Raw genomic sequence first — 22,289 nt, 5'->3', positions numbered from 1 at the left:
GGAGCCGAAGCCGGCTGCCGAGGCTACGGCGAAGCGCGCCGGTGCGGATGCCGAGCCGAAGGCTGCCGTCGCTTCCCCCGCCCCCACAGCGGTGGAGCCGACTGCGGCGAAGCCCGCCGCCGAGGCCGCAGCTGAACCGGCCGGCGCGGCGGCCGCCCCGAAGCCCGCGGCCGAGGCCAAGGCCGAGCCGAAGCCCGTGGCTCCGGCGGAGCCTGCGGCCTCCGAGCCCGAGGCGGTCGACCCCGAGGCGGCGAACGCGGAGCCCGAGAACGGGACCGGTCCGGCCGCCAAGTAACCACAGCCCGGCCGGTCCGGCCGAGGCGGACCCCCGGGCCGGGGTCCGCGCCGGGTTTAGCGCCCCCGCTGCTCCGACCTTGCCGGTGGAGCACGCCGGGCCGTGCTGACCGCCGGTGTTGGAGGCGAGGCCTGGGGCAGGGGCAACCGCCCCGCCCGCCGTGTCCCTGGCTGTGGGAGCGTTCGCCGCCAGGCGGCGTGGCGCTGTCGCATGCGATCACCAGCCCCGCCGGCGTTTGAGGCGCGGCTCGGGGCCGGGCGCCGTGGCCGCCCGTCGGGCCCTGGCCCTGGGGCCGTTCGCTGCCAGGCGGCGGGCCCCGCCGCAGGCGACCTCAGCCCCGCCGGCGATTGAGGCGCAGGACCGGCCCGCAAGCAGCGCAGGCGTGTCGCTCCGGTCGGCGCTGCCGCAGCCAACTCCAGCCCCGCCGGCGTTTGAGGCGCGGCCTGCGGCATGGGGGCCGCGCCCGCCCGTAGGGGCCTTGGCCGTGGGGCCGTTCCGTCAGGCGGCGTGCCGCTGCCAACCCCAGCCCCGCCGGCGTTTGAGGCGCGGCTCGGGGCATGGGCGCCGCGGCCCCCCGCAGGGGCCTTGGCCGAGGGGGCGTTCGCCGCAGGCGGCGTGGCGCTGCCGGAGGCCGGCCCCCGGCCTCCGCCGGCGATTGAGGCGCGGTCCGGGGCCCGGGGCGGGGCCCGGGGCGGGGTCGGTCAACAGCGCGAGCAACACCTCACACCCCGCTCACCCGTTAGGACGGATGGAAGAGCACCGCACGTTCGCCCACGTCCGCAACGGGATGTCCGGATGATCGAAACGCCGCCCCTGGTGGACCAGTACTGCCACGGACTGCTCCGCACGGAGCTGGGGCTCGGGACCTTCGAGGACCGGCTCGGCCGGTCGGTGGGGCCGGCCGCCGCCGGGACCACCTTCTTCGACACGCAGGCCGGCTTCGCCGTGCGCCGCTGGTGCCCGCCGCTGCTCGGGCTGGAGCCCCACTGCCCGCCCGCCCGCTACCTGGCCCGCCGCCGCGAGCTCGGCGTCCAGGAGTCCGCGCGCCGACTGCTGCGCGGCTCCGGCACCGGCGCCTACCTCGTCGACACCGGCGCGCCCGGGGACCTGACCGGCCCCAAGGAACTGGCCTTGGCCGGGGACGCCGAGGCCCACGAGGTCGTGCGGCTGGAGCTGCTGGCCGAGCACGTCGCCGACACCTCCGGCACCGCCGAGGCCTACCTCGCCAACCTCGCCGAGGCCCTCCAGCACGCGGCCGCCGGAGCCGCGGCCTTCGCCGCGGGGGCGGGCGCGGGCGCCGGGTACGGCTCGGCCCTGGCCTTCGCTCCCGGCCCTCCCGGCCCCGGCGAGGTGCACGGGGCGGCGGCGCGCTGGCTGGCCCGCCGGGCCAAGGGCGGGCCGGTGCGGGACCCCGTACTCGTACGGCACCTGCTGTGGAGCGCGGTGGAGTCGCGCCTGCCGCTCCAGCTGCACGCGGGCCCCGGGGATCCGTACGAGTGCCCCGACCGCGGCGATCCGGCCCTGCTGACGGACTTCGTCCGGGCGACGGCGGGCGTGGGCGGGGACCTGGTGCTGCTGCACGGGTACCCGTACCACCGGCACGCCGCCCACCTCGCGGCCGCGTTCCCGCACGTGTACGCCGACCTCGGCCCGGCCCTCGCCCGCACCGGCGCGCGCGTCGACGCGGTGCTGGCGGAGCTGTTGGAGCTGGCGCCCTTCGGCAAGCTGCTGTTCTCCAGCGGCGCCCGCGAGCTGCCCGAACTGCACGTGGTGGCCGCCCGCGGGTTCCGGGCGGCGCTGGGCCGGGTGCTGGGCGGCTGGGTCGCCGAGGGCGCGTGGTCCTGGCGGGACGCGGAGCGCGTGGCGGGGCTGGTCGCGGCGGGCAACGCCCGCCGCGTCTACGCCCTGGACCGGCCGTAGCGCCTCCGGGCGGCCGTCAGACCGACGCGGGGAGCGCCGGGTCGGACTGGGCCGGGATCCCCGCCCGCTCGGCCGTGCGCTCGCGCAGGCTCAGCACGACGCGCAGGACGGCGATCCACACCAGGCAGGAGCCGAGCATGTGCGCGGCGACCAGCGCTTCCGGCAGCTTGGTGAAGTACTGGACGTATCCGATGGCGCCCTGGGCGAGCAGCACCACCAGCAGGTCACGGGCGCGCGCCCGGGTGTCGTCCGGCGCGTCCACCACCCGCAGCACCAGCCACGTCGCCACCGCCAGCGCGCACACCACCCAGGCCGCGATGGCGTGCACGTGTGCGGTGCCCGACCAGTCGAACGGCATCCGCTTGATGTCGCTGCTGTCGCCCGCGTGCGGACCGGAACCGGTGACCACCGTGCCCGCCGCGATCAGCACCAGCGTCGCCGCGAGCAGCGCCCAGGAGAGCTTGCGCACCGGCGCGGGAACCCGCGGCCGCGGCGCCATGTCACCCTCGCGGGTGCGCTGCCAGGTGACCGTGGTGACGGTGATCAGCGAGGTGGCGAGCAGGAAGTGGCCCGCCACGCTGTAGGGGTTGAGGCCCGTCATGACGGTGATGCCGCCGAGGACGGCGTTCCCCATCACGATGACGAACTGCGCCCATCCGAGCCGCGTCAGCGTCCGGCGCCACGGCTTGGCCGAGCGGGCCGCGATGATGCCCCAGCCGACGGCCGCGCACAGGACGTACGTCAGCATGCGGTTGCCGAACTCGATCGCCCCGTGGAAGCCCTGGGCGGGAGTCGCGAACAGGCTGTCGTCCGTGCACTTGGGCCAGGTGTCGCAGCCCAGGCCGGAGCCGGTCAGCCGGACGGCGCCGCCGGTGACGACGATGACCACGCTCATCACGACTGCGATGAGCGCGGCTCGCTGGACGGTGCGCGCGGAGGGCGTCCAGCGGCTGGCGATGTAAGCGAGGGGGGAGAACACGCCCCCTATCGTAGGCGGCGCCTTGTGCAAACTTTCACGAGGGGGCGCCGCCAGGTGTGTCAGGCGCGTCACTTGGCCCTTCCGGTGCGATGACCAGCCGGAACCGGGCGCCCGCCGGGTCCCCTTCCTCCTGCCACCAGACCCGGATCCGCCAATGCGCGCCGGGGCCTGGGTAGTCCGGGGAGCCGGTGAAGCCCCGGTACACCTCCTGCGCGACCTGCTCCGCCGTCCGGTTCGTCACGTCTGCGGCGCTGTGCCAGGGATGTCCCTGTACGTTCCACAGCCCGTCGGGGCCCCGCACGTCGACCCGCCACACCGCCCGCCACGCCAGGCCGGCGAGCGCCTCCGCCACCCGCTCACCGTCCAGGCGCAGCCCCGCGGCGATCCGCTCCGGTTCCACGCCCTGGATGCGCGCGGCCACCGCGGCCCGCGGGAGCAGCCGCTCGGGCAGCAGCCCGTCCGAGCGCAGCCCCGTCAGGGACGCGAAGTCGAGGAAGCGCAGCCGCAGTTCCAGCTGGCGTTCGATGTGGGCCAGGGCGTCCTCGGCCTCCCGGGCCTCCTCCGGCCCCGGGCCGACCTGGAGCAGCCGCCGGAAGTCCCGCTCGGCGTCGACGGCCCAGGCGACCGAGTCCTCGGCCAGTCCCAGCTCGGCGAGCCGGTCCCCGAGGAACACCTTGGCCTGGGCCAGGCCGCGCTGGTTGACCGGATCGCGCGGGTCCAGCCCGGCCAGGACGTCCACCGCCGCGCGGGTCACGTCCAGGGCCCGCTCGCCGGCCGCCCGCTCCATCGGGCTCGGGCCCTCCTCGGCCGCCGCGCCGAGCGGGTGCCGGGGCAGCCGGTCGGCGTCGCTCAGCGGCCAGGCCAGCCAGACCCCCTGGTTGATCAGGCCGCGGGCGTACCAGCGCGCGTACTCGGGGGAGTGCCCGGCGGCCTGCCGCGCGTGCCGCAGGCCGTCCTCCAGGGCGGACAGCGCTCCCGCCCGGTCCCCGTCCGCGAACCGGCGGGCCGCCAGGTCGCCCAGGCGCAGACCGAGCCGGGCCGCGCACTCGGGATCGCCGAGCGCGGGCTCCCGCAGGGCGGAGATCAGCTCGCCCAGCAGCCGCGCGCGGTCGCCCGGCTGCGCGTGCGCGGCGCCCGACCGGATGCGGTCCCACTGTTCGTCCAGCCGCAGTGCGGCCTCCCGCTGCGCCATGCCCGCCCCCCGGCCTCGTGTCGTGTGGAGTGTGGAGGCGCCCATCCTCGCGGGAAGCCGGCGGCAGAAGGAAGGCCTTCCTGCCGGCGCGATACGGAACCGGTCACTCCCGCGCGGCCCCGCCGGGGGGCGTGGTCAGCGGGGCCGGAAGACTACTCCCAGCGGAAGAACCGCGCCGCCGCGCCAAGGCCCAGCGCCGACCACACCGCCAGCACCGCCGCGTCGCCCCACGGCAGCCCCGCGCCGTCGCGGAGCACCGCGCGCAGCCCGTCGGAGAGGGCCGTGATCGGCAGCAGTTCGAGTACGGAACGCACCGCCTCCGGGAACTTCTCCATCGGCACGATCACCCCGCCGCCGACCAGCAGCAGCAGGAACACCAGGTTCGCGGCGGCCAGCGTCACCTCGGCCTTGAGCGTGCCCGCCATCAGCAGCCCGAGCCCGGAGAAGGCGGCGGTGCCGAGCAGCAGCAGCGCGGCCACGGACAGCGGGTTCCCCTGCGGCGACCAGCCGAGCGCGAGCGCGATCACCGACAGAAGGGCGACCTGGAGCACCTCGGTGACCAGCACCGAGAGGGTCTTGGCCGTCAGCAGGGCCCAGCGCGGCAGCGGCGAGGCGCCGAGCCGCTTGAGGACCCCGTAGCGGCGGTCGAAACCGGTGGCGATGGCCTGGCCGGTGAAGGCGGTGGACAGCACCGCGAGGGCCAGGACGCCGGGGGCGAGGAAGTCCACCGACCGGCCGGGGCCGCCCTCCCGCGCGGGGACGGCGACGATGTCGACGGTGGAGAACAGCACCAGCAGCAGCGCGGGAATGATCACGGTGAGCAGCAGCTGCTCACCGTTGCGCAGCAGCATCCGGGTCTCCAGCGCGGTCTGCGCGAAGATCATGCGGGACACGGGCGCGGCCCCCGGCCCGGGGGTGAACGTACCGGCGCTCATGCGCGCAGCTCCTTGCCCGTGAGGTCGAGGAAGACGTCTTCCAGGGTGTGCCGTTCGACCGTGAGGCTGTCCGGCATGACCCCGTGCTGGGCGCACCAGGAGGCGACGGTGGCCAGCAGCTGTGGGTCGATGGCGCCGGTGAGGCGGTAGACGCCGGGGCCGGTCTCGGCCGCCTGCGTGCCGTCGGGCAGCGCCTTGAGCAGGGAGCCCAGGTCGAGGGAGGGTCGGCCGGTGAAGCGCAGGGTGTTCTCGGCGCCGCCGCGGCAGAGCCGCTCGGGAGTGCCGTGGACGACGACGCGGCCCGCGTCGACGATGGCGACCTCGTCCGCGAGCTGCTCGGCCTCGTCCATGTGGTGGGTGGTGAGGACGACGGTGACCCCGTCGGCGCGCAGCTCCCGGACGAGGTCCCAGGTCGCGCGCCGGGCCTGCGGGTCCAGGCCGGCGGTGGGCTCGTCGAGGAAGACCAGCTCGGGGCGGCCGACGACGGCCATGGCGAGGGCCAGGCGCTGCTGCTGGCCGCCGGACAGCCGGCGGTAGGGGGTGCGCCCGCAGTCGCCCAGCCCGAGCCGCTCCACCAGGAGCCCCGTGTCGAGGGGGTCGGCGTACAGCGCGGCCATGTGGCGGAGCATCTCGACGGCGCGGGCGCCGGAGTAGATCCCGCCGGACTGGAGCATCACGCCGATCCGCGGCCGCAGCGCCGGGGCGTCGGCGACCGGGTCCAGCCCGAGGACGCGCACGGATCCGGCGTCGGGGCGGTGGTAGCCCTCGCAGATCTCGACGGTGGTCGTCTTGCCCGCGCCGTTGGGACCGAGGACCGCGGTCACCGAGGCCCTCGGGACGGTGAGGTCGAGGCCGTCCACCGCCGTTTTGGGGCCGTACCGCTTCACCAGTCCGCGGATCTCCACGGCGGGGTCGTTGCTCATGCGGGTGAGTCTACGGAGCCGCCCGGGGGGTCCCGGGCCCCGGGTCGGGGGGCCGCGGACCCTCCCGCGTCACACTGCGTCGACGCATTAGGTAACCCTTAGTGATGGAGGCCACCAGGGGTGTCTTCCGGCGCGGCTTGTCGGTCCGCGGGTAATTACGCAACAATGGCGTTGTGAAATACGGCGAACGGCTGACCGAGACCCCGCACGGGGAACTCGCGACCGGGGAGCGGTCCACCCGCAACCGGGTCGCGCGGTCGATCCTGGACCACGGTCCGTCGACCGTCGCCGACCTGGCCCAGCGGCTCGGCCTCACCCAGGCCGCCGTCCGGCGCCACCTGGACGCCCTCGTCGCCGACGACGTGGTCGCCGCCCGGGAGCAGCGGGTGTACGGCGCCCGGACCCGGGGCAGGCCCGCCAAGGTCTTCGCGCTCACCGACTGCGGCCGGGACGCCTTCGACCAGTCCTACGACGCCCTCGCCACCGAGGCCCTGCGCTGGATCGCGCAGTCCGCGGGCGGCGGGGAGCAGGGCGAGGCGGCGGTCGCCGCCTTCGCCCGGGCGAGGCTGGACGCGCAGGCGGTCGCCTACCGGGAAGCGGTCGAGGCGGCGGATCCCGCGGACCGCACCGAGGCCCTTGCCAGGGCGTTGACCGCGGACGGGTACGCTGCTACGGCGAAGAGCGCCCCGGGGCCGCACAGCGGAGAGCAGCTCTGCCAGCACCACTGCCCGGTCGCCCACGTGGCCGAGCAGTTCCCGCAGCTGTGCGAGGCGGAGACCGAGGTCTTCTCCCGCCTGCTCGGGACGCACGTGCAGCGGCTCGCCACCATCGCGCACGGCGACGGAGTGTGCACGACCTTCATCCCACGAAGCGCCGCGTCCGCCCCGCACGCCCCACAGACCGACACATCAGCATCAGCTTCTGTACGCACCGCCGGGAGGAACCCCGCATGACCACGGAGATCGCTCACCCTGAGCTGGATGGCCTGGGCACCTACGAGTACGGCTGGGCCGACTCCGACGCGGCCGGTGCCGCGGCCAAGCGGGGTCTGTCCGAGGCCGTCGTCCGCGACATCTCGGCGAAGAAGTCCGAGCCGGAGTGGATGCTGAAGCTCCGCCTCAAGGGCCTCAAGCTGTTCGACAAGAAGCCCATGCCGAACTGGGGCTCCGACCTCTCCGGCATCGACTTCGACAACATCAAGTACTTCGTGCGTTCCACCGAGAAGCAGGCCGCTTCCTGGGAGGACCTGCCCGAGGACATCAAGAACACGTACGACAAGCTCGGCATCCCGGAGGCGGAGAAGCAGCGCCTCGTCGCCGGTGTCGCGGCCCAGTACGAGTCCGAGGTCGTCTACCACCAGATCCGTGAGGACCTGGAGGAGCAGGGCGTGATCTTCCTCGACACGGACACCGCGCTGAAGACGCACCCGGAGCTCTTCCAGGAGTACTTCGGCACGGTCATCCCGGTCGGCGACAACAAGTTCGCGTCGCTGAACACCGCCGTGTGGTCGGGCGGCTCGTTCATCTACGTGCCCAAGGGCGTCAAGGTCGACATCCCGCTCCAGGCCTACTTCCGGATCAACACGGAGAACATGGGCCAGTTCGAGCGGACGCTGATCATCGTCGACGAGGACGCCTACGTCCACTACGTCGAGGGCTGCACCGCGCCGATCTACTCCTCGGACTCGCTGCACAGCGCCGTCGTCGAGATCATCGTGAAGAAGGGCGGCCGCTGCCGCTACACGACGATCCAGAACTGGTCGAACAACGTCTACAACCTGGTCACCAAGCGCGCCGTGGCGTACGAGGGCGCGACCATGGAGTGGATCGACGGCAACATCGGTTCCAAGGTCACCATGAAGTACCCGGCCGTCTACCTGATGGGCGAGCACGCCAAGGGCGAGACCCTCTCCATCGCCTTCGCGGGCGAGGGCCAGCACCAGGACGCCGGCTCCAAGATGGTCCACATGGCGCCGAACACCTCCTCGAACATCGTCTCCAAGTCGGTGGCGCGGGGCGGCGGCCGCACCTCGTACCGCGGTCTGGTCGAGATCGGCGAGGGTGCGCACGGCTCCAAGAGCAACGTGCTGTGCGACGCCCTGCTCGTCGACACCATCTCCCGCTCGGACACGTACCCGTACGTGGACGTCCGCGAGGACGACGTGTCCATGGGCCACGAGGCCACCGTCTCCAAGGTCTCCGACGACCAGCTCTTCTACCTGATGAGCCGCGGTCTGACCGAGTTCGAGGCGATGGCCATGATCGTGCGCGGCTTCGTCGAGCCGATCGCGCGCGAACTGCCGATGGAGTACGCGCTGGAGCTGAACCGGCTGATCGAGCTGCAGATGGAGGGTTCGGTCGGCTAGTCCGGCCCCACCCCCGCAGCGCAGATCCCTTTGACGCACGACGCAGGAAGAGAGCAAGACGACAGCCATGGCAGAGGCTCAGAACGCCCCCAAGGACCCGACGGTCCCGGGAGGTACCCCCGCGGTCGGTTCGACCACCGCCGGCGCGATCGCGGTGGCCGCCGAATCCACCGTCGCCACCCGGATGAGCGCGCCCCCGTCCTTCGACGTGGCGGACTTCCCCGTGCCGCACGGGCGTGAGGAGGAGTGGCGCTTCACCCCGCTGGCCCGCCTGCGCGGTCTCCACGACGGCACCGCGGTCGCCAACGGCACCATGAAGGCGCAGATCGACGCGCCCGAGGGCGTCACCATCGAGTCGGTGGACCGCGACGACGCCCGCGTCGGCAAGGCCGGCACGCCGGTCGACCGCGTCGCGGCCCAGGCGTTCTCCTCGTTCGCCAAGGCCACGGTCGTCACCGTGCCCAAGGAGCAGGTGCTCACCGAGCCGGTGCGCGTCTCGCTGCACGGCGAGGGCGGCACGACCTTCGGCCACACGGTCTTCGACGTGAAGCCCTTCGCCGAGGCGATCATCGTCATCGACCACACCGGTGACGGCGTGCGCGCCGCCAACGTCGACTTCCTCGTCGGCGACGGCGCCAAGCTCACCGTCGTCTCGGTCCAGGACTGGGACGACACCGCCGTCCACTGCTCCCAGCACAACGCGCTGGTCGGCCGCGACGCGACCTTCAAGTCGATCGTGATCACCTTCGGCGGCGACCTCGTCCGGCTGCACCCCCGCGTGAACTACGCCGGTCCCGGCGGCGAGGCCGAGCTGCTCGGCCTGTACTTCACCGACAAGGGCCAGCACCAGGAGCACCGCCTCCTGGTCGACCACGGCGCCCCGCACTGCAAGTCCCACGTGGTCTACAAGGGCGCCCTGCAGGGCCAGGACGCGCACGCGGTCTGGATCGGCGACGTCCTCATCGAGAAGACCGCCGAGGGCACCGACACCTACGAGATGAACCGCAACCTCGTCCTCACGGACGGCGCGCGGGTCGACTCGGTGCCGAACCTGGAGATCGAGACCGGCGAGATCGTCGGCGCCGGCCACGCCTCCGCGACCGGCCGCTTCGACGACGAGCAGCTGTTCTACCTCCAGTCCCGCGGCATCCCCGCCGACGAGGCGCGCCGCCTGGTCGTGCGCGGCTTCTTCGCGGAACTGGTCCAGCAGATCGGTGTCGACGACATCGAGGAGCGCCTGCTGGCGAAGATCGACACCGAGCTGCAGGCGTCCGTCTGATGACCTACGTCAAGGCCTGTGCGCTGAGCGAGCTGGAGAAGGACACCCCCAAGAGGGTGGAACTCGACGGCACGCCGGTGTCCGTCGTCCTCACCGAGGGGGAGGTGTTCGCGATCAACGACATCTGCTCGCACGCGAACGTGTCCCTCTCGGAAGGCGAGGTCGACGACTGCATGATCGAGTGCTGGCTGCACGGCTCGGCGTTCGACCTGCGGACCGGCAAGCCGTCCGGGCTCCCGGCCACGCGCCCCGTACCCGTATACCCCGTCAAGATCGAAGGGGACGACGTGCTCGTCTCCCTCACCCAGGAGTCCTGAGGTATCCATGGCAACGCTTGAAATCCACGACCTGCACGTCTCCGTCGAGGCCGAAAACGGCGCCCGCGAGATCCTCAAGGGCGTCGACCTCACCGTCAAGCAGGGTGAGACGCACGCCATCATGGGTCCGAACGGCTCCGGCAAGTCCACCCTCGCGTACTCGCTCGCCGGTCACCCGAAGTACACCATCACCGGTGGCACCGTGACCCTCGACGGCGAAGACGTCCTGGAGATGTCCGTCGACGAGCGTGCCCGCGCGGGCGTCTTCCTCGCCATGCAGTACCCGGTCGAGGTCCCCGGCGTCTCGGTCTCCAACTTCCTGCGCACGTCGGCCACGGCGATCCGCGGCGAGGCCCCCAAGCTGCGCACCTGGGTGAAGGAGGTCAAGTCCGCCATGGAGCAGCTCCAGATGGACCCGGCCTTCGCCGAGCGCAACGTCAACGAGGGCTTCTCCGGCGGTGAGAAGAAGCGCCACGAGATCCTCCAGCTGGAGCTCCTCAAGCCGAAGATCGCGATCCTCGACGAGACCGACTCCGGCCTCGACGTCGACGCGCTGCGCCAGGTCTCCGAGGGCGTCAACCGCGTCCGCGAGAGCGGCGAGGTCGGCACGCTGCTGATCACGCACTACACGCGGATCCTGCGCTACATCAAGCCCGACTTCGTCCACGTCTTCTCCGAGGGCCGCATCGTCGAGTCCGGCGGCGCCGAACTCGCCGACAAGCTGGAGGCCGAGGGGTACGTGGCGTACAGCACGAAGGGTGGCGCTACCGCGTGACGCAGCTGCCCGGCCTCCTCGACATCGAGGCGATCCGCAAGGACTTCCCCCTGCTGGATCGTGTGGTCCACGACGGGAAGAAGATCGTTTACCTGGACAACGCGGCGACTTCGCAGAAGCCGCGCCAGGTGCTCGACGCGCTGAACGAGTACTACGAGCAGCACAACGCCAACGTCCACCGCGGCGTGCACGTGCTCGCCGAGGAGGCCACGGCGCTGTACGAGGGCGCCCGCGACAAGGTCGCCGCCTTCATCAACGCGCCGAGCCGCGACGAGGTGATCTTCACCAAGAACGCCTCGGAGTCGCTCAACCTGGTCGCGAACATGCTCGGCTGGGCGGACGAGCCCTACCGGGTCGACCGCGAGACCGAGATCGCCATCACGGAGATGGAGCACCACTCCAACATCGTGCCGTGGCAGCTGCTCTCGCAGCGCACGGGCGCGAAGCTGAAGTGGTTCGGCCTCACCGACGACGGCCGCCTCGACCTGTCCAACATCGAAGAGGTCATCACGGAGAAGACGAAGATCGTCTCCTTCACGCTGGTCTCCAACATCATGGGCACGGTCAACCCGGTCGAGCAGATCGTCCGGCGCGCGCAGGAGGTCGGCGCGCTGGTGCTGATCGACGCCTCGCAGGCCGCTCCGCACATGCCGCTCGACGTGCAGGCGCTCGGCGCCGACTTCGTGGCCTTCACGGGCCACAAGATGTGCGGCCCGACCGGCATCGGCGTCCTGTGGGGACGCCAGGAGCTGCTGGAGGACCTGCCTCCGTTCCTCGGCGGCGGCGAGATGATCGAGACCGTGTCGATGCACGCCTCGACCTACGCGCCCGCCCCGCACAAGTTCGAGGCGGGCACGCCCCCGATCGCCCAGGCCGTCGGCCTCGGTGCGGCCGTGGACTACCTGACCGCGATCGGCATGGACAAGATCGCCGCCCACGAGCACGCGATCACCGAGTACGCGGTCAAGCGCCTGCTGGAGGTGCCCGACCTGCGGATCATCGGCCCCACCACGGCCGAGGACCGCGGCGCGGCCATCTCCTTCACGCTGGGGGACATCCACCCGCACGACGTCGGCCAGGTCCTGGACGAGCAGGGCATCGCGGTCCGCGTGGGACACCACTGCGCGCGCCCCGTCTGCCTGCGCTACGGAATTCCTGCGACCACCAGGGCGTCGTTCTACCTGTACTCCTCTCCGGCCGAGGTCGACGCGTTGATCGACGGGCTGGAGCACGTACGGAACTTCTTCGGATAACGACGAAGGCGGCGAGGGCGACGAAGGCGACGAGGACGCAGTGAAGCTGGATTCGATGTACCAGGAACTGATCCTGGACCACTACAAGCACCCGCACGGGCGCGGCCTGCGCGACGGCGACGCCGAGGTGCACCACGTCAACCCGACGTGCGGTGACGAGATCACGCTGCGCGTGAAGTACGACGGCGAGACGCTGACCGACGTCTCCTACGAGGGCCAGGGCTGCTCCATCAGCCAGGCCAGCGCGTCCGTGCTGAACGAGCTGCTGGTCGGCAAGGACCTCGCCGACGCGCGCCGGATCCAGGAGACCTTCCTGGAGCTGATGCAGTCGAAGGGCAAGATCGAGCCCGACGAGGCCATGGAAGAGGTGCTGGAGGACGCGGTCGCGTTCGCCGGTGTCGCCAAGTTTCCCGCGCGGGTCAAGTGTGCTCTGCTGAGCTGGATGGCGTGGAAGGACGCGACCGCCCAGGCTCTGGGCGACGCGGAGAGGAAGACGGCATGACCGAGAACGCGACGCCCGAGGCGTCGATCACGCCGGCCAGCGAGGAAGAGGTCCGCGAGGCCCTCTACGACGTGGTCGACCCCGAGCTGGGGATCGACGTGGTCAACCTGGGCCTGATCTACGGCATCCACGTCGACGACGCGAACATCGCCACCCTCGACATGACGCTGACGTCCGCGGCCTGCCCGCTGACCGACGTGATCGAGGACCAGGCGAAGTCGGCGACGGAGGGCATCGTCAACGAGCTGCGCATCAACTGGGTGTGGATGCCGCCGTGGGGCCCCGACAAGATCACGGACGACGGCCGCGAGCAGCTGCGCGCGCTCGGCTTCAACGTCTGACCGGTCGCACGACCTTCGACGCAGCGCGTCGGCAGAGACCCCCCGCACGGGTACGCGGGGGGTCTTCCGCATTTCCGGGCCGCTGTTCTCCCGGCGTGTTCTCCCGGCGGACGGATCGCGTGCACCGGGAGTTGGCCGCGGTCGCCGAACCTTCTCGACGATGACCATGGACTTCCGCCGCTCCACGGGCGAGAGTTCCGGTCCGCATGGTTCGCGCTCGCATCCGTCCGAGGGACACCGAATGAAGCCGATGAAGCCGATGAAGCCGTTCACGAAGCAGCTGGGCACGGCGGGAATCGCCGCGCTGATGCTGGCCGGCCTGATGAACATGCCCGCCCAGGCCGTCAGTTACGGCACACCGACCATCGCGTTCTCCGCCGGGTACCTCTCCGGGGCCGTCGGCGGGGTCGGCGATCCGGTCGTCGGTGTCACGGTGGGCCAGAGCGGCGCCGACGCGTCGGCGCTCACCGTCAGCGCGACCGCGTCGAGCAAGTCCTCGGTGGCCGGCACCGGCGACGTGAGCGTCACCGGTGCCGGGGCGGTCCGCCGGCTCGCCGTCACCGCGCGCGGCCGGGGCTACACCAACCTCACCGTCAAGGTGACCGGGCTCGGCGGCAAGAGCGCCACCAAGACCCTCGCGTACGCCGCTTCGGGAGCCGTGGGCAACCCGGCCGACGCCCGCTACCTCACCGGATCCGCGGACGCCTCGGCGGCCGTGGACGTCGGGGGCGGCTACACCGTCGTCGCCGACGACGAGTCGAACGTGCTGCGGCTGTACGACCGTTCCGCTTCCGGCGCCCCCGTGCGCACTTGGGACTTCAGCACGCAGCTCGGGGTCACCAAGGAGGTGGACATCGAGGGCGCCACGCGTGTCGGCGACACCATCTACTGGACCGGTTCGCTCGGCAACAACAAGGACGGCGAGTACAAGGCCCCCCGGAACACGGTGTTCACCACGAAGGTGAGCGGGTCCGGGTCCACGACGCAGCTCGCGTACGGGCGCTCCTACAAGAAGCTCCGCGACGACCTGGTGGCCTGGGACAAGGCGCACGGGAACCGCTACGGGTTCGCGGCGGGCACCGCCGACGGCGAGGCGCCCAAGCAGATCGACGGGTTCAACGTGGAAGGGCTGGAGTTCGCGCCCGGTTCCACCACCACCGCCTACCTGGGCTTCCGCGCGCCGCTGGCCCCCGCGGTGCCCGGCGGCAAGGCCCTGCTCGTGCCGGTGACCAACATGGACCGGGTGCTCGCGAGCGGTGCCAAGGCCACCTTCGGCGCGGGCATCGAGCTGGACCTCGGCGGCCTCGCGGTGCGGGACATCCGCAAGAACGCGGCCGACCAGTACCTGATCCTGGCCGGTTCCTGGGCCGCCGACGACAACACCGACCCCTACGCCCTGTACTCCTGGGACGGGGTGCCCGGGCACGCCCCGGTGAAGCGGACCGACCTGCCGACCCGGGACGCGGGCGGCTGGGAGGCCATCGTCGAGGTGCCGGACCTGGGCGTGCCGGGGGCCCGGGTGCAGCTGATCACCGACTGCGGCTCGGCGGACCTGTACGGGGACGGCACCGACGCCAAGGACCTGACGCACCCGGAGTGGAAGAAGGCGCGCTCGGGCTGGTTCACGATCGGCTGACGCATCGCAGCGTGGCCGCGGCGGCGGACGTACCGCTCGGTTCGACGATCTACCGCTTCAAGAACCCTGGACGACCTGCTGGTCGCGGCCCTGCGGCCAACGAGGGCGTCGCCCGGGACCTCGCCGAGAGCCCCGCCCTGGCCGACCCGGCGGTGGACCTCGCGACCGCGCTGGCCCGGCTGCTGGGCGAGGCCCTGGCCCTGGACCGGAGCCGGATGGAGCCGGATGGAGCCGGATGGAGCTGGAGTACGAGCTGTACCTGGCCGCCCTGCGCCGCGCCGCGCTGCGGCGCGGCGGCCGCCCTGCGCCGCGCCGCGCTGCGGCGCGGCGGCCGCGCAGTGGTGCGGAGCGACGGCCGAGGCCCTCGCGCGGCGCACGGACCCGGTGACGGCCCGCGCGCTGGTGGCGGTGCTGGACGGGGTCGGCCTCCAGGCGCTGCTGACGGGGGCCCCGTACGACGAGGCCTACGCCCGCGAGGTGCTGGCCCGGGTCCTGCGGCCCGCCACGCACTGAGCGCGGCCGGCCGGTACACGGCTCCCGCGAGCGCCGCAGCCCCTGGCGGCCGACGGCGCGCGGAACATGCCCAAGTAGCCGCTGCACGCCCCGCCGGCCGGGGCCGCCGGGCCGTCGTGCCGGGCGTGTTCGCGCAGGTCCGGACGGGTGGCGCGGCGCGCGCCGCGACCGGCACATGAGACCGGTTCGCCCCGGCGGGCCGTCGCCGGTTAGGTTTCGGGCATGACTGCTACGCGTACCACCGGCGCCGTCGCCGCCGGACTTGCCACCCTCGCCGCCGACGGCACCGTCCTCGACACCTGGTTCCCCGCCCCCGAGCTGGTCGCCGATCCCGGCCCGGCCGGCACCGAGCGCCTCACGGCCGAGCAGGCCGCCGAGCTGCTCGGCGCCGGGGCGCCGAAGGCGGTCCGCCGCGACGAGGTCCGCGGCGTCGAGGTCGTAGCGGTCCGCACCGTGATCTCCTCCCTGGAGGACAAGCCGCTGGACGCGCACGACGCGTACCTGCGCCTGCACCTGCTCAGCCACCGCCTGGTCCAGCCGCACGGCCAGAACCTGGACGGCCTCTTCGGCCTGCTCGCCAACGTCGCCTGGACCTCGCTGGGCCCGGTCGCCGTGGACCAGATCGAGACCGTCCGCCTCAACGCGCGCGCCGAGGGCCTGCACCTCCAGGTCACCTCGATCGACAAGTTCCCGCGCATGACCGACTACGTCGCCCCCAAGGGCGTGCGCATCGCCGACGCCGACCGCGTCCGCCTCGGCGCGCACCTCGCCGAGGGCACCACGGTCATGCACGAGGGCTTCGTGAACTTCAACGCGGGCACCCTCGGCACCTCCATGGTCGAGGGCCGGATCTCCGCGGGTGTCGTGGTCGGCAACGGCTCCGACATCGGCGGCGGCGCCTCCACGATGGGCACCCTCTCCGGCGGCGGCAAGCAGCGCATCTCGATCGGCGAGCGCTCCCTGGTCGGCGCCGAGGCGGGCGTCGGCATCGCGCTGGGCGACGAATGCGTCGTCGAGGCCGGCCTCTACGTGACCGCGGGCACCCGCGTAACGCTCCCGGACGGCCAGATCGTCAAGGCCCTGGAGCTCTCCGGCGCCGACAACATCCTCTTCCGCCGCAACTCGGTCACCGGCGCCGTCGAGGCCCGCCCGAACAACGCGGTCTGGGGCGGGCTGAACGAGATCCTGCACAGCCACAACTGAGCCGTCCGCACCGCTCGTCACGACGGAGGCCCGTCGGCCGGAGATCCGGCCGACGGGCCTGCGTCGTCTGTGCTTCGTGCGCTGTGCTTGCGCGTCCCGTCCGGCAGGTCAGTGCAGCGGGATCGTGCGGACCAGGCCCGCGAAGGCCTGCTGTTCCGCCTCCGTCAGCTCCACGCGCTCCAGCGGGTGGGCGTCGCGGTCGCGCTGGGCAGGGATCACCGGGAGGCCCTCGAAGGCGCCCGGCCCGGGGTGGTGGAACCGGCTGTCCCACAGCATGTGGCCGAGACCCAGGATCCAGATGAAGGCGGCCACCAGCAGGACGGCGAGGCCGATTTCCTGGGCGAGCGAAACGGAGGGGAACACGTGGTCCTCCCGGGGAGTGCGGGCGGTACGAAATCGGGCGTGAGGACACTCTCCACCACACATCGCGAAATGCGGTGGGGCTGTGGTCAGGATCACGCCAGGGCCGAAGGTCCCGATCCGGGCCCTTTTCCGGCTCCGGGCTCGGGGTGGGAGGCCCGGCCGGGACGGCGGCCGGGCCTCCCACGGGGCGCGGGTTACGGGCGGAAGCGCAGCACCTGCGGGTCGTGGTCGCTGTTCTGCGCCGAGAACTCGGCGTTGATGTGCACGCTGTCGTACGTGAAGCCGGTGATCGCCGGGCTGGTCAGGATCTGGTCCAGCACCTGGGCGTTGCCCTGGTAGACGTACGAGTAGCGCTCCGACTTCGGCAGCGACTGGATCGCCGGGTAGAGCGCCCCGCCGTCCCTGAGCGCGGTCGTGGTGCCCGAGAAGTCGAAGTCGTTGATGTCACCGACCGCCAGGACCTTCGCGTCCTTCTGCGTGGCCAGCAGGCTCTTCACGAAGCCGTTCACGGCCTGCGCCTGGAGCAGCCGCTTGGCCTCCGAGGAGCGCACCGGGGGCTGGTGGACCGAGGTCAGGCCCTCGTCGCCGCCCTTGGAGCCGAAGTGGTTGGCGATCACGAAGACCGTCTTGCCGTGGAAGACGAACTCGCCGGCCAGCGGCTTGCGGCTGTCGGCCCACGCCGGGTTCGCCGGGTCGATCCGGCCGGGGGAGTGCGTCAGGGCCGCCTGGCCCTTGTGGTCCGCGGTCACCTCCGTCGCGGTGAACGCGTCGCCCGGGGCGCGGTCGGTGAAGGAGACGCGCAGCGGGTTGAAGAGGAAGACCTGGCGGATGTTGCCGCCGGGCTCGCCGCCGTCCTTGTTGTTCTCGGGGTTCACCGTGCGCCACTGGTACGCGGGGCCGCCCGCGGCGGTGATGGCCGCGGTGAACTTGGCCAGCGTCTGCTCGGCGGAGACCGTGCCGTCGTTCGTGGCGCCGTTGTCGTCCTGGATCTCCTCCAGGGCCACGATGTCGGGGGAGGCGAGGTTCTCGACGACGGCCTTCGCCAGGTTGTCGAACTTCGTCTGCGGGTCGCTCGGGTCGAGGTTCTCGACGTTGTACGTGGCCACCGCCAGCTCGTAACCGGCCTGCGGCTTGGTCTTCTCGGGGGCGAGGGTGCCCGCCTTGACGGTGCCGAGGGTGCGGGCCACCAGGGTGTAGCCGCCGAACTGGTTGAAGTCCAGCGGGCCTTCGGTGGTGCCGGTCAGCTTGTCGCCGACGTTCGCCACGGGGAAGGGCTGGGTGGCGAGCGGGGCGAGCTGCTGGATCTGGAGCCGGCCGGTGTTCTGGGACTCGTACGAACCGTAGAGCGTGCCGCCGCGCTTGAGGGGGTTCTCCCAGCCCTTCACGGTGACCCACAGCTCCGCGTGCGGGTCGGTGGCGCCGACGACGCGGGAGGTGCCGATCTTGATGTTCATGCCCTCCAGTGACTCGTAGTAGTCCAGGGCGTAGCGTGCGGGCTCCAGGGTCAGCCCGTTGATGCCGTTGGCCGCGGCGGGGTCGCCGGCGGGGGCGTACTCGGCCGGGACCGAGTACTCGTTGACCGCGACGGCCGCGGGGAGCGCGTTGCCGGAGGAGACCACCGTCACGACGGGCTTGGAGATCTGGGTGATCGACTGGTTGCCGGAGGACGCGCCACCGGGGACGTACTCGCCGACGGTGCCGGAGACCGTCACCGCGTCGCCGACCGCGACGGTCGGCGACGAGCTGGTGAAGACGAAGATGCCCTCGCTGGTCGCGTCGTTGTCGTCCGCGTCCGGGTCCTGGATCCAGAACCCGCGCGAGCCGTAGGCGCGGACGCCCGTCACGATCCCGGCGACGTCCGCGACCGGCTTGCCGTTCAGCGGGGATATGCGGGTGGTGCCCTGGATGTCGTGGATGCGCACCGGGTCGGCGGCCGTGGCGCCTTCGGCGGCATCGGCGGAGCCGGCGAGCAGACCGGTGGCCAGGGCGGTGGCCACGAGGGCCGCGACGGCGGCGGAACGGGGATGCGAGGAACGCATGGGCGGGAACTCCGGTGTGTGGGTGGGTGAAGCGGAGCGGGTGCGCGACCCGTCCGGCATCCGGGTGGGCCGCCGAACAGATCTACGCGCGTCAATTTCCTTCCTGAGCCGCGACGTTGTCAAGGCCTCCAGGGGATACGGCGGCCGACTGTGGGATGAACCAAAGGCGATGGCCCCCGGGGCGCCGCCCCGATGCGTCTACGCTGGTGAGCGCTGTCACACAGTTCACGCGAGGAGAAACACCCCATGCCCGCTGAGGCGCACCCCACGTTGCCGCCGGTCCGGCTGCACTCCGAGGCCGAACTGGCGCGCGACGCCCTCGCCGCACCGCTGTTCGCCCGCGCCGTGCGCCTGGCCCGCTGGACCGCCCCCGGTACCCCGGTCGGCGCCGGCGGCGAACTCCTCGCCGACCGGCTGCCCGAGGCGGTGCGCCTCCTCGGGTTCGGGGACGACGACCCGGACGGGGCGGCGCACGCGAGCGAGGCCTGGCGGGTGGCGGTGGACACCGGCCTCATCGAGGTGACCGACGTCGAGGACCTCGCGGAGGAGGACGCCGGGGCGAGTGCCTCGGTCGCCGCCGGGGAGGCCGGTGCGGAGGAGGACGCGGAGGCGGACGCGGACGCCGCGCCGGACGTCTTCGGTGTCGCCGAGCCGGGCGAGGACCTCGCCCTGGTGACCGGCGGCGCGCCCGGCGACGTACTGGACCTGTGGCTCGCCGCGCTCGACGCCGTCCTCGCGGACGCGGCGGTCCCCGACCTCGACGACCTCGTCGACGCCCTCGACGCGGGCGGCGACATCGACTTCACCCGGCTCGACTGGAACCCGCAGCGCGAGGCCGACTTCCTGGACGGCGTGCTCGCCAACCTCTACCTGCTCACCGTCGCGGAGGGCGGCGCGGCCGACACCCCGGTGCCGCTGCCCGTCCTCGCCGCCTCGATGGTCGTGCCCGACGGCATGGCCGACCCCACGAACGAGGTGCTGGAGCAGGTTTCGGACGCGATGATGCGCCTGGACGACCAGTTCCGGCAGCTGGAGCCGATCGGGCTGGTCGTCTTCCGGCCCGTGGACGAGGAGTTGATGGCGGAGACCGACGACGAGGAGCCGCTCCCCGCGCCCGACGACCTCGACGACGAGGACGTCTCCCGGTACGGCATGGTCCGGCTGACCCCGCTCGGCCTCTACGGGATCCGCGCCCGCATGCGGGAGGCCGGCGTCGAGGCGCCCGCCATCGGCGATCTGGCCGACAAGGGTGCGGACGCGCTGCTCGACGCGGTGTCCGGCTACCCCGAAGGGGCCGCGCAGGCGGAGATCGAGCGGTGGATCGAGGGCCGCGAACTGCCGGAGGCGGTCGCCGAGCTGCTCGCCGCCGCGCGTGGCGCGGACGCCGGCGGGCCGCTGCGCCGCCTGCGCTGCCAGCAGGCCCTCGCCCCGGCCGGACCGGCCGCGGAACCGGTGGTCCGGGCGGTCCTGGACGACGCCGAACTCGGCGGGCTGGCCCGGGTCTGGCTCGCCGAGCACGGCGCCGCCGATGTCCCCGCCCCTACCGAGACCATGGTGTTCTGGCTGACCGTCGACACGATCGCGGCGCAGCTGGCCGAGGACGCCGAGTCCGCTGAACTGCCGGATCTGATGGCCGGCCTGACGGCGCATCACACGGGTTTCTTCGACGCGGTGTGGCGGGTGGAGCACCCGTACACGGCGCAGGTGCTGGAGGCGATGGGCCGGTTGCACCCCGACCGCAGGTCCGCCAAGGAGGCCCGCAAGGCGGCCTTCAAGGCGCGTTCGCGGCAGTCGTCCGGAGCCTAGGCGACAGGGAGGACGCCCCCTAATACGCCGTTCCTGGGTGGGAGTCGGCCAATCGACGGCGGGAAAGGGGACCACTCCTCTTGGCGGGGAAGTCAGCCGCCGTTCACATAGGGGCGCGATTCTGGCCTCGCCGACCGCACGATTCCGGCCCATTCCCCACCCAGGAGAACAGATGCCGCTCAGCCGCAGAGACTTCACCGCCCGCACCGTCCTCGCCGGAGCGGGCGTCGCGCTCACCGGAACGGTGGGCGCCCTCGCCACCGCCCCGGGAGCCCTCGCCGCGGACGACACCGCCACCGCCGACGCGTACGGCCGCCCGGGCCGGCCCGGTTACGGGCCGCTCGTCCCGGACCCGGCCGGACTCCTGGCCCTCCCGGCCGGGTTCTCGTACCGCGTCATCACCCACAGCGGCGTGACGAAGCTCGACTCCGGTGAGAGCACCCCGTCCAACCACGACGGCACGGCCGCCTTCGAGGGCCACCGCGGGGTCACCCTCCTGGTCAACAACCACGAGCTCAAGGGCAAGCGGGAGAACTGGGCCCACCCGGTCCCGCTGACCGAGGGCCTCGTCTACGACCCGGCCGCGGCCGGCGGCTGTACGGTCGTCGAGGTCCGGCGCGGCGGCGAAGTCGCCGAATGGGTGGGCGTCGCCGGTACCTCCACCAACTGCGCGGGCGGCGCCACCCCGTGGGACACCTGGCTGACCTGCGAGGAGACCGAGGACCTCGCCGGCAAGAACGGCATGACCAAGGACCACGGCTACGTCTTCGAGGTCGACCCGAACGACCGCCGCGCCAACCGCGACCCCCGCCCCGTGAAGGCCTTCGGCCGGTACGCCCACGAGGCGGTGGTGATCGACCCGCGCAGCGGCCACGCCTACCTGACCGAGGACGCCTCAGGCCCCAACGGGCTGCTCTACCGCTGGACCCCGCCGCAGGGCTTCCGGCACGGGCGCGGCAAACTGCGGACGCTCGCCCCCGACGCGGGCGTGCTGGCGGCCGCCAAGTGCTTCGACAAGGCCGGGCAGTTCGTGGACGACCTCTCGCGCGCCACCACGGTGGGCACCGTGTACGGCGTCGACTGGGTGACGGTCGCCGACCGCGACGCGCGCACCGTGTCGGTCCGCAAGCAGTTCGGGGCGGGCGCGGTGACGCGGGCCCGGAAGCTGGAGGGCATGTGGTGGGCCGACGGAGGCGCGTACTTCGTCTCCTCCTACGCCCGCGAGGAGAGCCCGGGCGCGGCGCACGACGGCCAGGTGTGGTTCTACGACCCGAAGCGGCGCACGGTCCGGCTGATGGTCGTCATCGGGGTGAACGCCGACCCGTCGGCGGAGGGCGGCTTCGACGGCCCCGACAACATCACGGTGTCCCCGTACGGCGGCCTGATCATCGCGGAGGACGGCAGCGGGCTGCAGCACCTCTTCGGGGCCACGGAGGACGGGCGCACCTACCCGCTCGCGCGCAACGAGCTGAACATCGGGACCGCGGCCGAGCCCGAGTACTCGGAGTTCACGGGTGTCTGCTTCTCCCCGGACGGGCGGACGCTCTTCGCCAACATTCAGGAGCCGGGCATCATGCTGGCGGTCACCGGACCGTGGCGCCGCTCCAAGCAGCACTGAGAAAAGGGGAGGGTGGGCCCGTCGCCGGGACCGGG

At 72.6% G+C, this 22,289-nt stretch carries 19 protein-coding genes and 1 pseudogene; 14 read left to right on the top strand and 6 right to left on the bottom strand.

The genetic code is table 11. The annotated features are described in order from the left end of the window. Positions 1 to 1,090: 1,090 nt before the first annotated feature. Positions 1,091 to 2,215, top strand: a complete 1,125-nt coding sequence (locus ABZY31_RS14295; protein WP_356409241.1) for an amidohydrolase family protein — start codon at positions 1,091 to 1,093, stop codon at positions 2,213 to 2,215. 16 nt (positions 2,216 to 2,231) lie between these two features. Here ABZY31_RS14295 and ABZY31_RS14290 read toward each other — a convergent pair whose 3' ends face one another. The 4 genes from ABZY31_RS14290 to ABZY31_RS14275 all read right to left on the bottom strand — a co-directional run bounded on the left by ABZY31_RS14290 (position 2,232) and on the right by ABZY31_RS14275 (position 6,244). Next, the gene (locus tag ABZY31_RS14290; protein ID WP_356409238.1) at positions 2,232 to 3,224 is read right to left on the bottom strand and encodes a COX15/CtaA family protein; all 993 of its coding nucleotides are present in this window, start codon (positions 3,222 to 3,224) and stop codon (positions 2,232 to 2,234) included. Between the two features lie 4 nt (positions 3,225 to 3,228). Then, the gene (locus tag ABZY31_RS14285) at positions 3,229 to 4,386 is read right to left on the bottom strand and encodes a hypothetical protein (protein ID WP_356409236.1); all 1,158 of its coding nucleotides are present in this window, start codon (positions 4,384 to 4,386) and stop codon (positions 3,229 to 3,231) included. Between the two features lie 152 nt (positions 4,387 to 4,538). After that, a complete protein-coding gene (locus ABZY31_RS14280) occupies positions 4,539 to 5,321 on the bottom strand; it encodes an ABC transporter permease (protein ID WP_356409233.1) in 783 nt (260 codons plus the stop codon). Next, the gene (locus tag ABZY31_RS14275; protein WP_356409230.1) at positions 5,318 to 6,244 is read right to left on the bottom strand and encodes an ABC transporter ATP-binding protein; all 927 of its coding nucleotides are present in this window, start codon (positions 6,242 to 6,244) and stop codon (positions 5,318 to 5,320) included. Before ABZY31_RS14275 ends, ABZY31_RS14280 begins: the two co-directional genes overlap by 4 nt. A gap of 173 nt (positions 6,245 to 6,417) precedes the next feature. Between ABZY31_RS14275 and ABZY31_RS14270 the strand changes: the two genes are divergently transcribed. The 11 genes and pseudogenes from ABZY31_RS14270 (at position 6,418) to dapD (ending at position 16,428) form a co-directional block, all read left to right on the top strand. Further along, complete coding sequence (locus tag ABZY31_RS14270) at positions 6,418 to 7,197, top strand: ArsR family transcriptional regulator (RefSeq protein ID WP_356409227.1); 780 nt, start codon at positions 6,418 to 6,420, stop codon at positions 7,195 to 7,197. Further along, positions 7,194 to 8,609, top strand: coding sequence for a Fe-S cluster assembly protein SufB (sufB, locus tag ABZY31_RS14265; protein WP_356409224.1), 1,416 nt, complete (start codon positions 7,194 to 7,196; stop codon positions 8,607 to 8,609). Before ABZY31_RS14270 ends, sufB begins: the two co-directional genes overlap by 4 nt. 67 nt (positions 8,610 to 8,676) lie before the next feature. After that, the gene (gene sufD, locus ABZY31_RS14260; protein WP_356409221.1) at positions 8,677 to 9,888 is read left to right on the top strand and encodes a Fe-S cluster assembly protein SufD; all 1,212 of its coding nucleotides are present in this window, start codon (positions 8,677 to 8,679) and stop codon (positions 9,886 to 9,888) included. Further along, positions 9,888 to 10,205 carry a non-heme iron oxygenase ferredoxin subunit gene (locus tag ABZY31_RS14255; RefSeq protein ID WP_330329787.1) on the top strand — a complete coding sequence of 106 codons (318 nt, stop codon included), beginning with the start codon at positions 9,888 to 9,890 and terminating at the stop codon, positions 10,203 to 10,205. The genes sufD and ABZY31_RS14255 overlap by 1 nt, the downstream gene beginning before the upstream one ends. 7 nt (positions 10,206 to 10,212) lie before the next feature. Next, entirely contained in the window at positions 10,213 to 10,980 is a 768-nt protein-coding gene (gene sufC, locus ABZY31_RS14250; RefSeq protein ID WP_356409219.1) for a Fe-S cluster assembly ATPase SufC, read from the top strand. Further along, entirely contained in the window at positions 10,977 to 12,233 is a 1,257-nt protein-coding gene (locus tag ABZY31_RS14245) for a cysteine desulfurase (RefSeq protein ID WP_356409216.1), read from the top strand. Before sufC ends, ABZY31_RS14245 begins: the two co-directional genes overlap by 4 nt. 40 nt (positions 12,234 to 12,273) lie before the next feature. Further along, complete coding sequence (gene sufU, locus ABZY31_RS14240) at positions 12,274 to 12,735, top strand: Fe-S cluster assembly sulfur transfer protein SufU (protein WP_053681643.1); 462 nt, start codon at positions 12,274 to 12,276, stop codon at positions 12,733 to 12,735. Continuing rightward, complete coding sequence (locus ABZY31_RS14235; RefSeq protein ID WP_330329783.1) at positions 12,732 to 13,076, top strand: metal-sulfur cluster assembly factor; 345 nt, start codon at positions 12,732 to 12,734, stop codon at positions 13,074 to 13,076. The genes sufU and ABZY31_RS14235 overlap by 4 nt, the downstream gene beginning before the upstream one ends. Positions 13,077 to 13,317: 241 nt before the next feature. Then, the gene (locus tag ABZY31_RS14230) at positions 13,318 to 14,712 is read left to right on the top strand and encodes a hypothetical protein (protein WP_356409213.1); all 1,395 of its coding nucleotides are present in this window, start codon (positions 13,318 to 13,320) and stop codon (positions 14,710 to 14,712) included. Next, a pseudogene (locus ABZY31_RS14225) lies at positions 14,709 to 15,225 on the top strand (hypothetical protein); the annotation flags it as partial. The gene ABZY31_RS14230 and the pseudogene ABZY31_RS14225, both read left to right, overlap by 4 nt. Positions 15,226 to 15,447: 222 nt before the next feature. Next, positions 15,448 to 16,428 (top strand): 2,3,4,5-tetrahydropyridine-2,6-dicarboxylate N-succinyltransferase, encoded by a 981-nt coding sequence (gene dapD, locus ABZY31_RS14220; protein ID WP_356409210.1) that lies wholly within the window; start codon positions 15,448 to 15,450, stop codon positions 16,426 to 16,428. A gap of 108 nt (positions 16,429 to 16,536) precedes the next feature. On the opposite strand, the gene ABZY31_RS14215 is transcribed toward dapD, so the two are convergent. Together ABZY31_RS14215 and ABZY31_RS14210 are read right to left on the bottom strand one after the other, a co-directional pair. After that, positions 16,537 to 16,791, bottom strand: coding sequence for a hypothetical protein (locus ABZY31_RS14215; protein ID WP_356409207.1), 255 nt, complete (start codon positions 16,789 to 16,791; stop codon positions 16,537 to 16,539). Positions 16,792 to 16,985: 194 nt separating this feature from the next. Beyond that, positions 16,986 to 18,830 carry an endonuclease/exonuclease/phosphatase family protein gene (locus ABZY31_RS14210; RefSeq protein ID WP_356409204.1) on the bottom strand — a complete coding sequence of 615 codons (1,845 nt, stop codon included), beginning with the start codon at positions 18,828 to 18,830 and terminating at the stop codon, positions 16,986 to 16,988. Positions 18,831 to 19,076: 246 nt separating this feature from the next. On the opposite strand from ABZY31_RS14210, the gene ABZY31_RS14205 reads away from it, so the two are divergent. After that, positions 19,077 to 20,636 carry a hypothetical protein gene (locus ABZY31_RS14205; RefSeq protein WP_356409201.1) on the top strand — a complete coding sequence of 520 codons (1,560 nt, stop codon included), beginning with the start codon at positions 19,077 to 19,079 and terminating at the stop codon, positions 20,634 to 20,636. A 172-nt stretch (positions 20,637 to 20,808) separates the two neighbouring features. Then, positions 20,809 to 22,254, top strand: coding sequence for an alkaline phosphatase PhoX (locus ABZY31_RS14200; protein ID WP_356409198.1), 1,446 nt, complete (start codon positions 20,809 to 20,811; stop codon positions 22,252 to 22,254). The last annotated feature ends 35 nt before the right edge of the window (positions 22,255 to 22,289 follow it).

This window comes from Streptomyces sp. NPDC006529 (assembly GCF_040611795.1).
Classification (GTDB): Bacteria; Actinomycetota; Actinomycetes; order Streptomycetales; family Streptomycetaceae; genus Streptomyces.
The sequence above is the reverse complement of the archived record's forward strand: the minus strand, read 5'-3'. Positions and strand labels throughout refer to the sequence as shown.

What these genes read in the sequence shown, in the direction of transcription:
- ABZY31_RS14205 (WP_356409201.1), top strand. Translation starts at nt 19,077, where the DNA reads ATGCCCGCTGAGGCGCACCCCACGTTGCCGCCGGTCCGGCTGCACTCC.
- ABZY31_RS14200 (WP_356409198.1), top strand. Translation starts at nt 20,809, where the DNA reads ATGCCGCTCAGCCGCAGAGACTTCACCGCCCGCACCGTCCTCGCCGGA.
- ABZY31_RS14285 (WP_356409236.1), bottom strand. Translation starts at nt 4,386, where the DNA reads ATGGCGCAGCGGGAGGCCGCACTGCGGCTGGACGAACAGTGGGACCGC.
- sufB (WP_356409224.1), top strand. Translation starts at nt 7,194, where the DNA reads ATGACCACGGAGATCGCTCACCCTGAGCTGGATGGCCTGGGCACCTAC.
- ABZY31_RS14230 (WP_356409213.1), top strand. Translation starts at nt 13,318, where the DNA reads ATGAAGCCGATGAAGCCGATGAAGCCGTTCACGAAGCAGCTGGGCACG.
- ABZY31_RS14275 (WP_356409230.1), bottom strand. Translation starts at nt 6,244, where the DNA reads ATGAGCAACGACCCCGCCGTGGAGATCCGCGGACTGGTGAAGCGGTAC.
- ABZY31_RS14235 (WP_330329783.1), top strand. Translation starts at nt 12,732, where the DNA reads ATGACCGAGAACGCGACGCCCGAGGCGTCGATCACGCCGGCCAGCGAG.
- ABZY31_RS14210 (WP_356409204.1), bottom strand. Translation starts at nt 18,830, where the DNA reads ATGCGTTCCTCGCATCCCCGTTCCGCCGCCGTCGCGGCCCTCGTGGCC.
- dapD (WP_356409210.1), top strand. Translation starts at nt 15,448, where the DNA reads ATGACTGCTACGCGTACCACCGGCGCCGTCGCCGCCGGACTTGCCACC.
- ABZY31_RS14280 (WP_356409233.1), bottom strand. Translation starts at nt 5,321, where the DNA reads ATGAGCGCCGGTACGTTCACCCCCGGGCCGGGGGCCGCGCCCGTGTCC.
- ABZY31_RS14295 (WP_356409241.1), top strand. Translation starts at nt 1,091, where the DNA reads ATGATCGAAACGCCGCCCCTGGTGGACCAGTACTGCCACGGACTGCTC.
- ABZY31_RS14255 (WP_330329787.1), top strand. Translation starts at nt 9,888, where the DNA reads ATGACCTACGTCAAGGCCTGTGCGCTGAGCGAGCTGGAGAAGGACACC.
- sufD (WP_356409221.1), top strand. Translation starts at nt 8,677, where the DNA reads ATGGCAGAGGCTCAGAACGCCCCCAAGGACCCGACGGTCCCGGGAGGT.
- sufC (WP_356409219.1), top strand. Translation starts at nt 10,213, where the DNA reads ATGGCAACGCTTGAAATCCACGACCTGCACGTCTCCGTCGAGGCCGAA.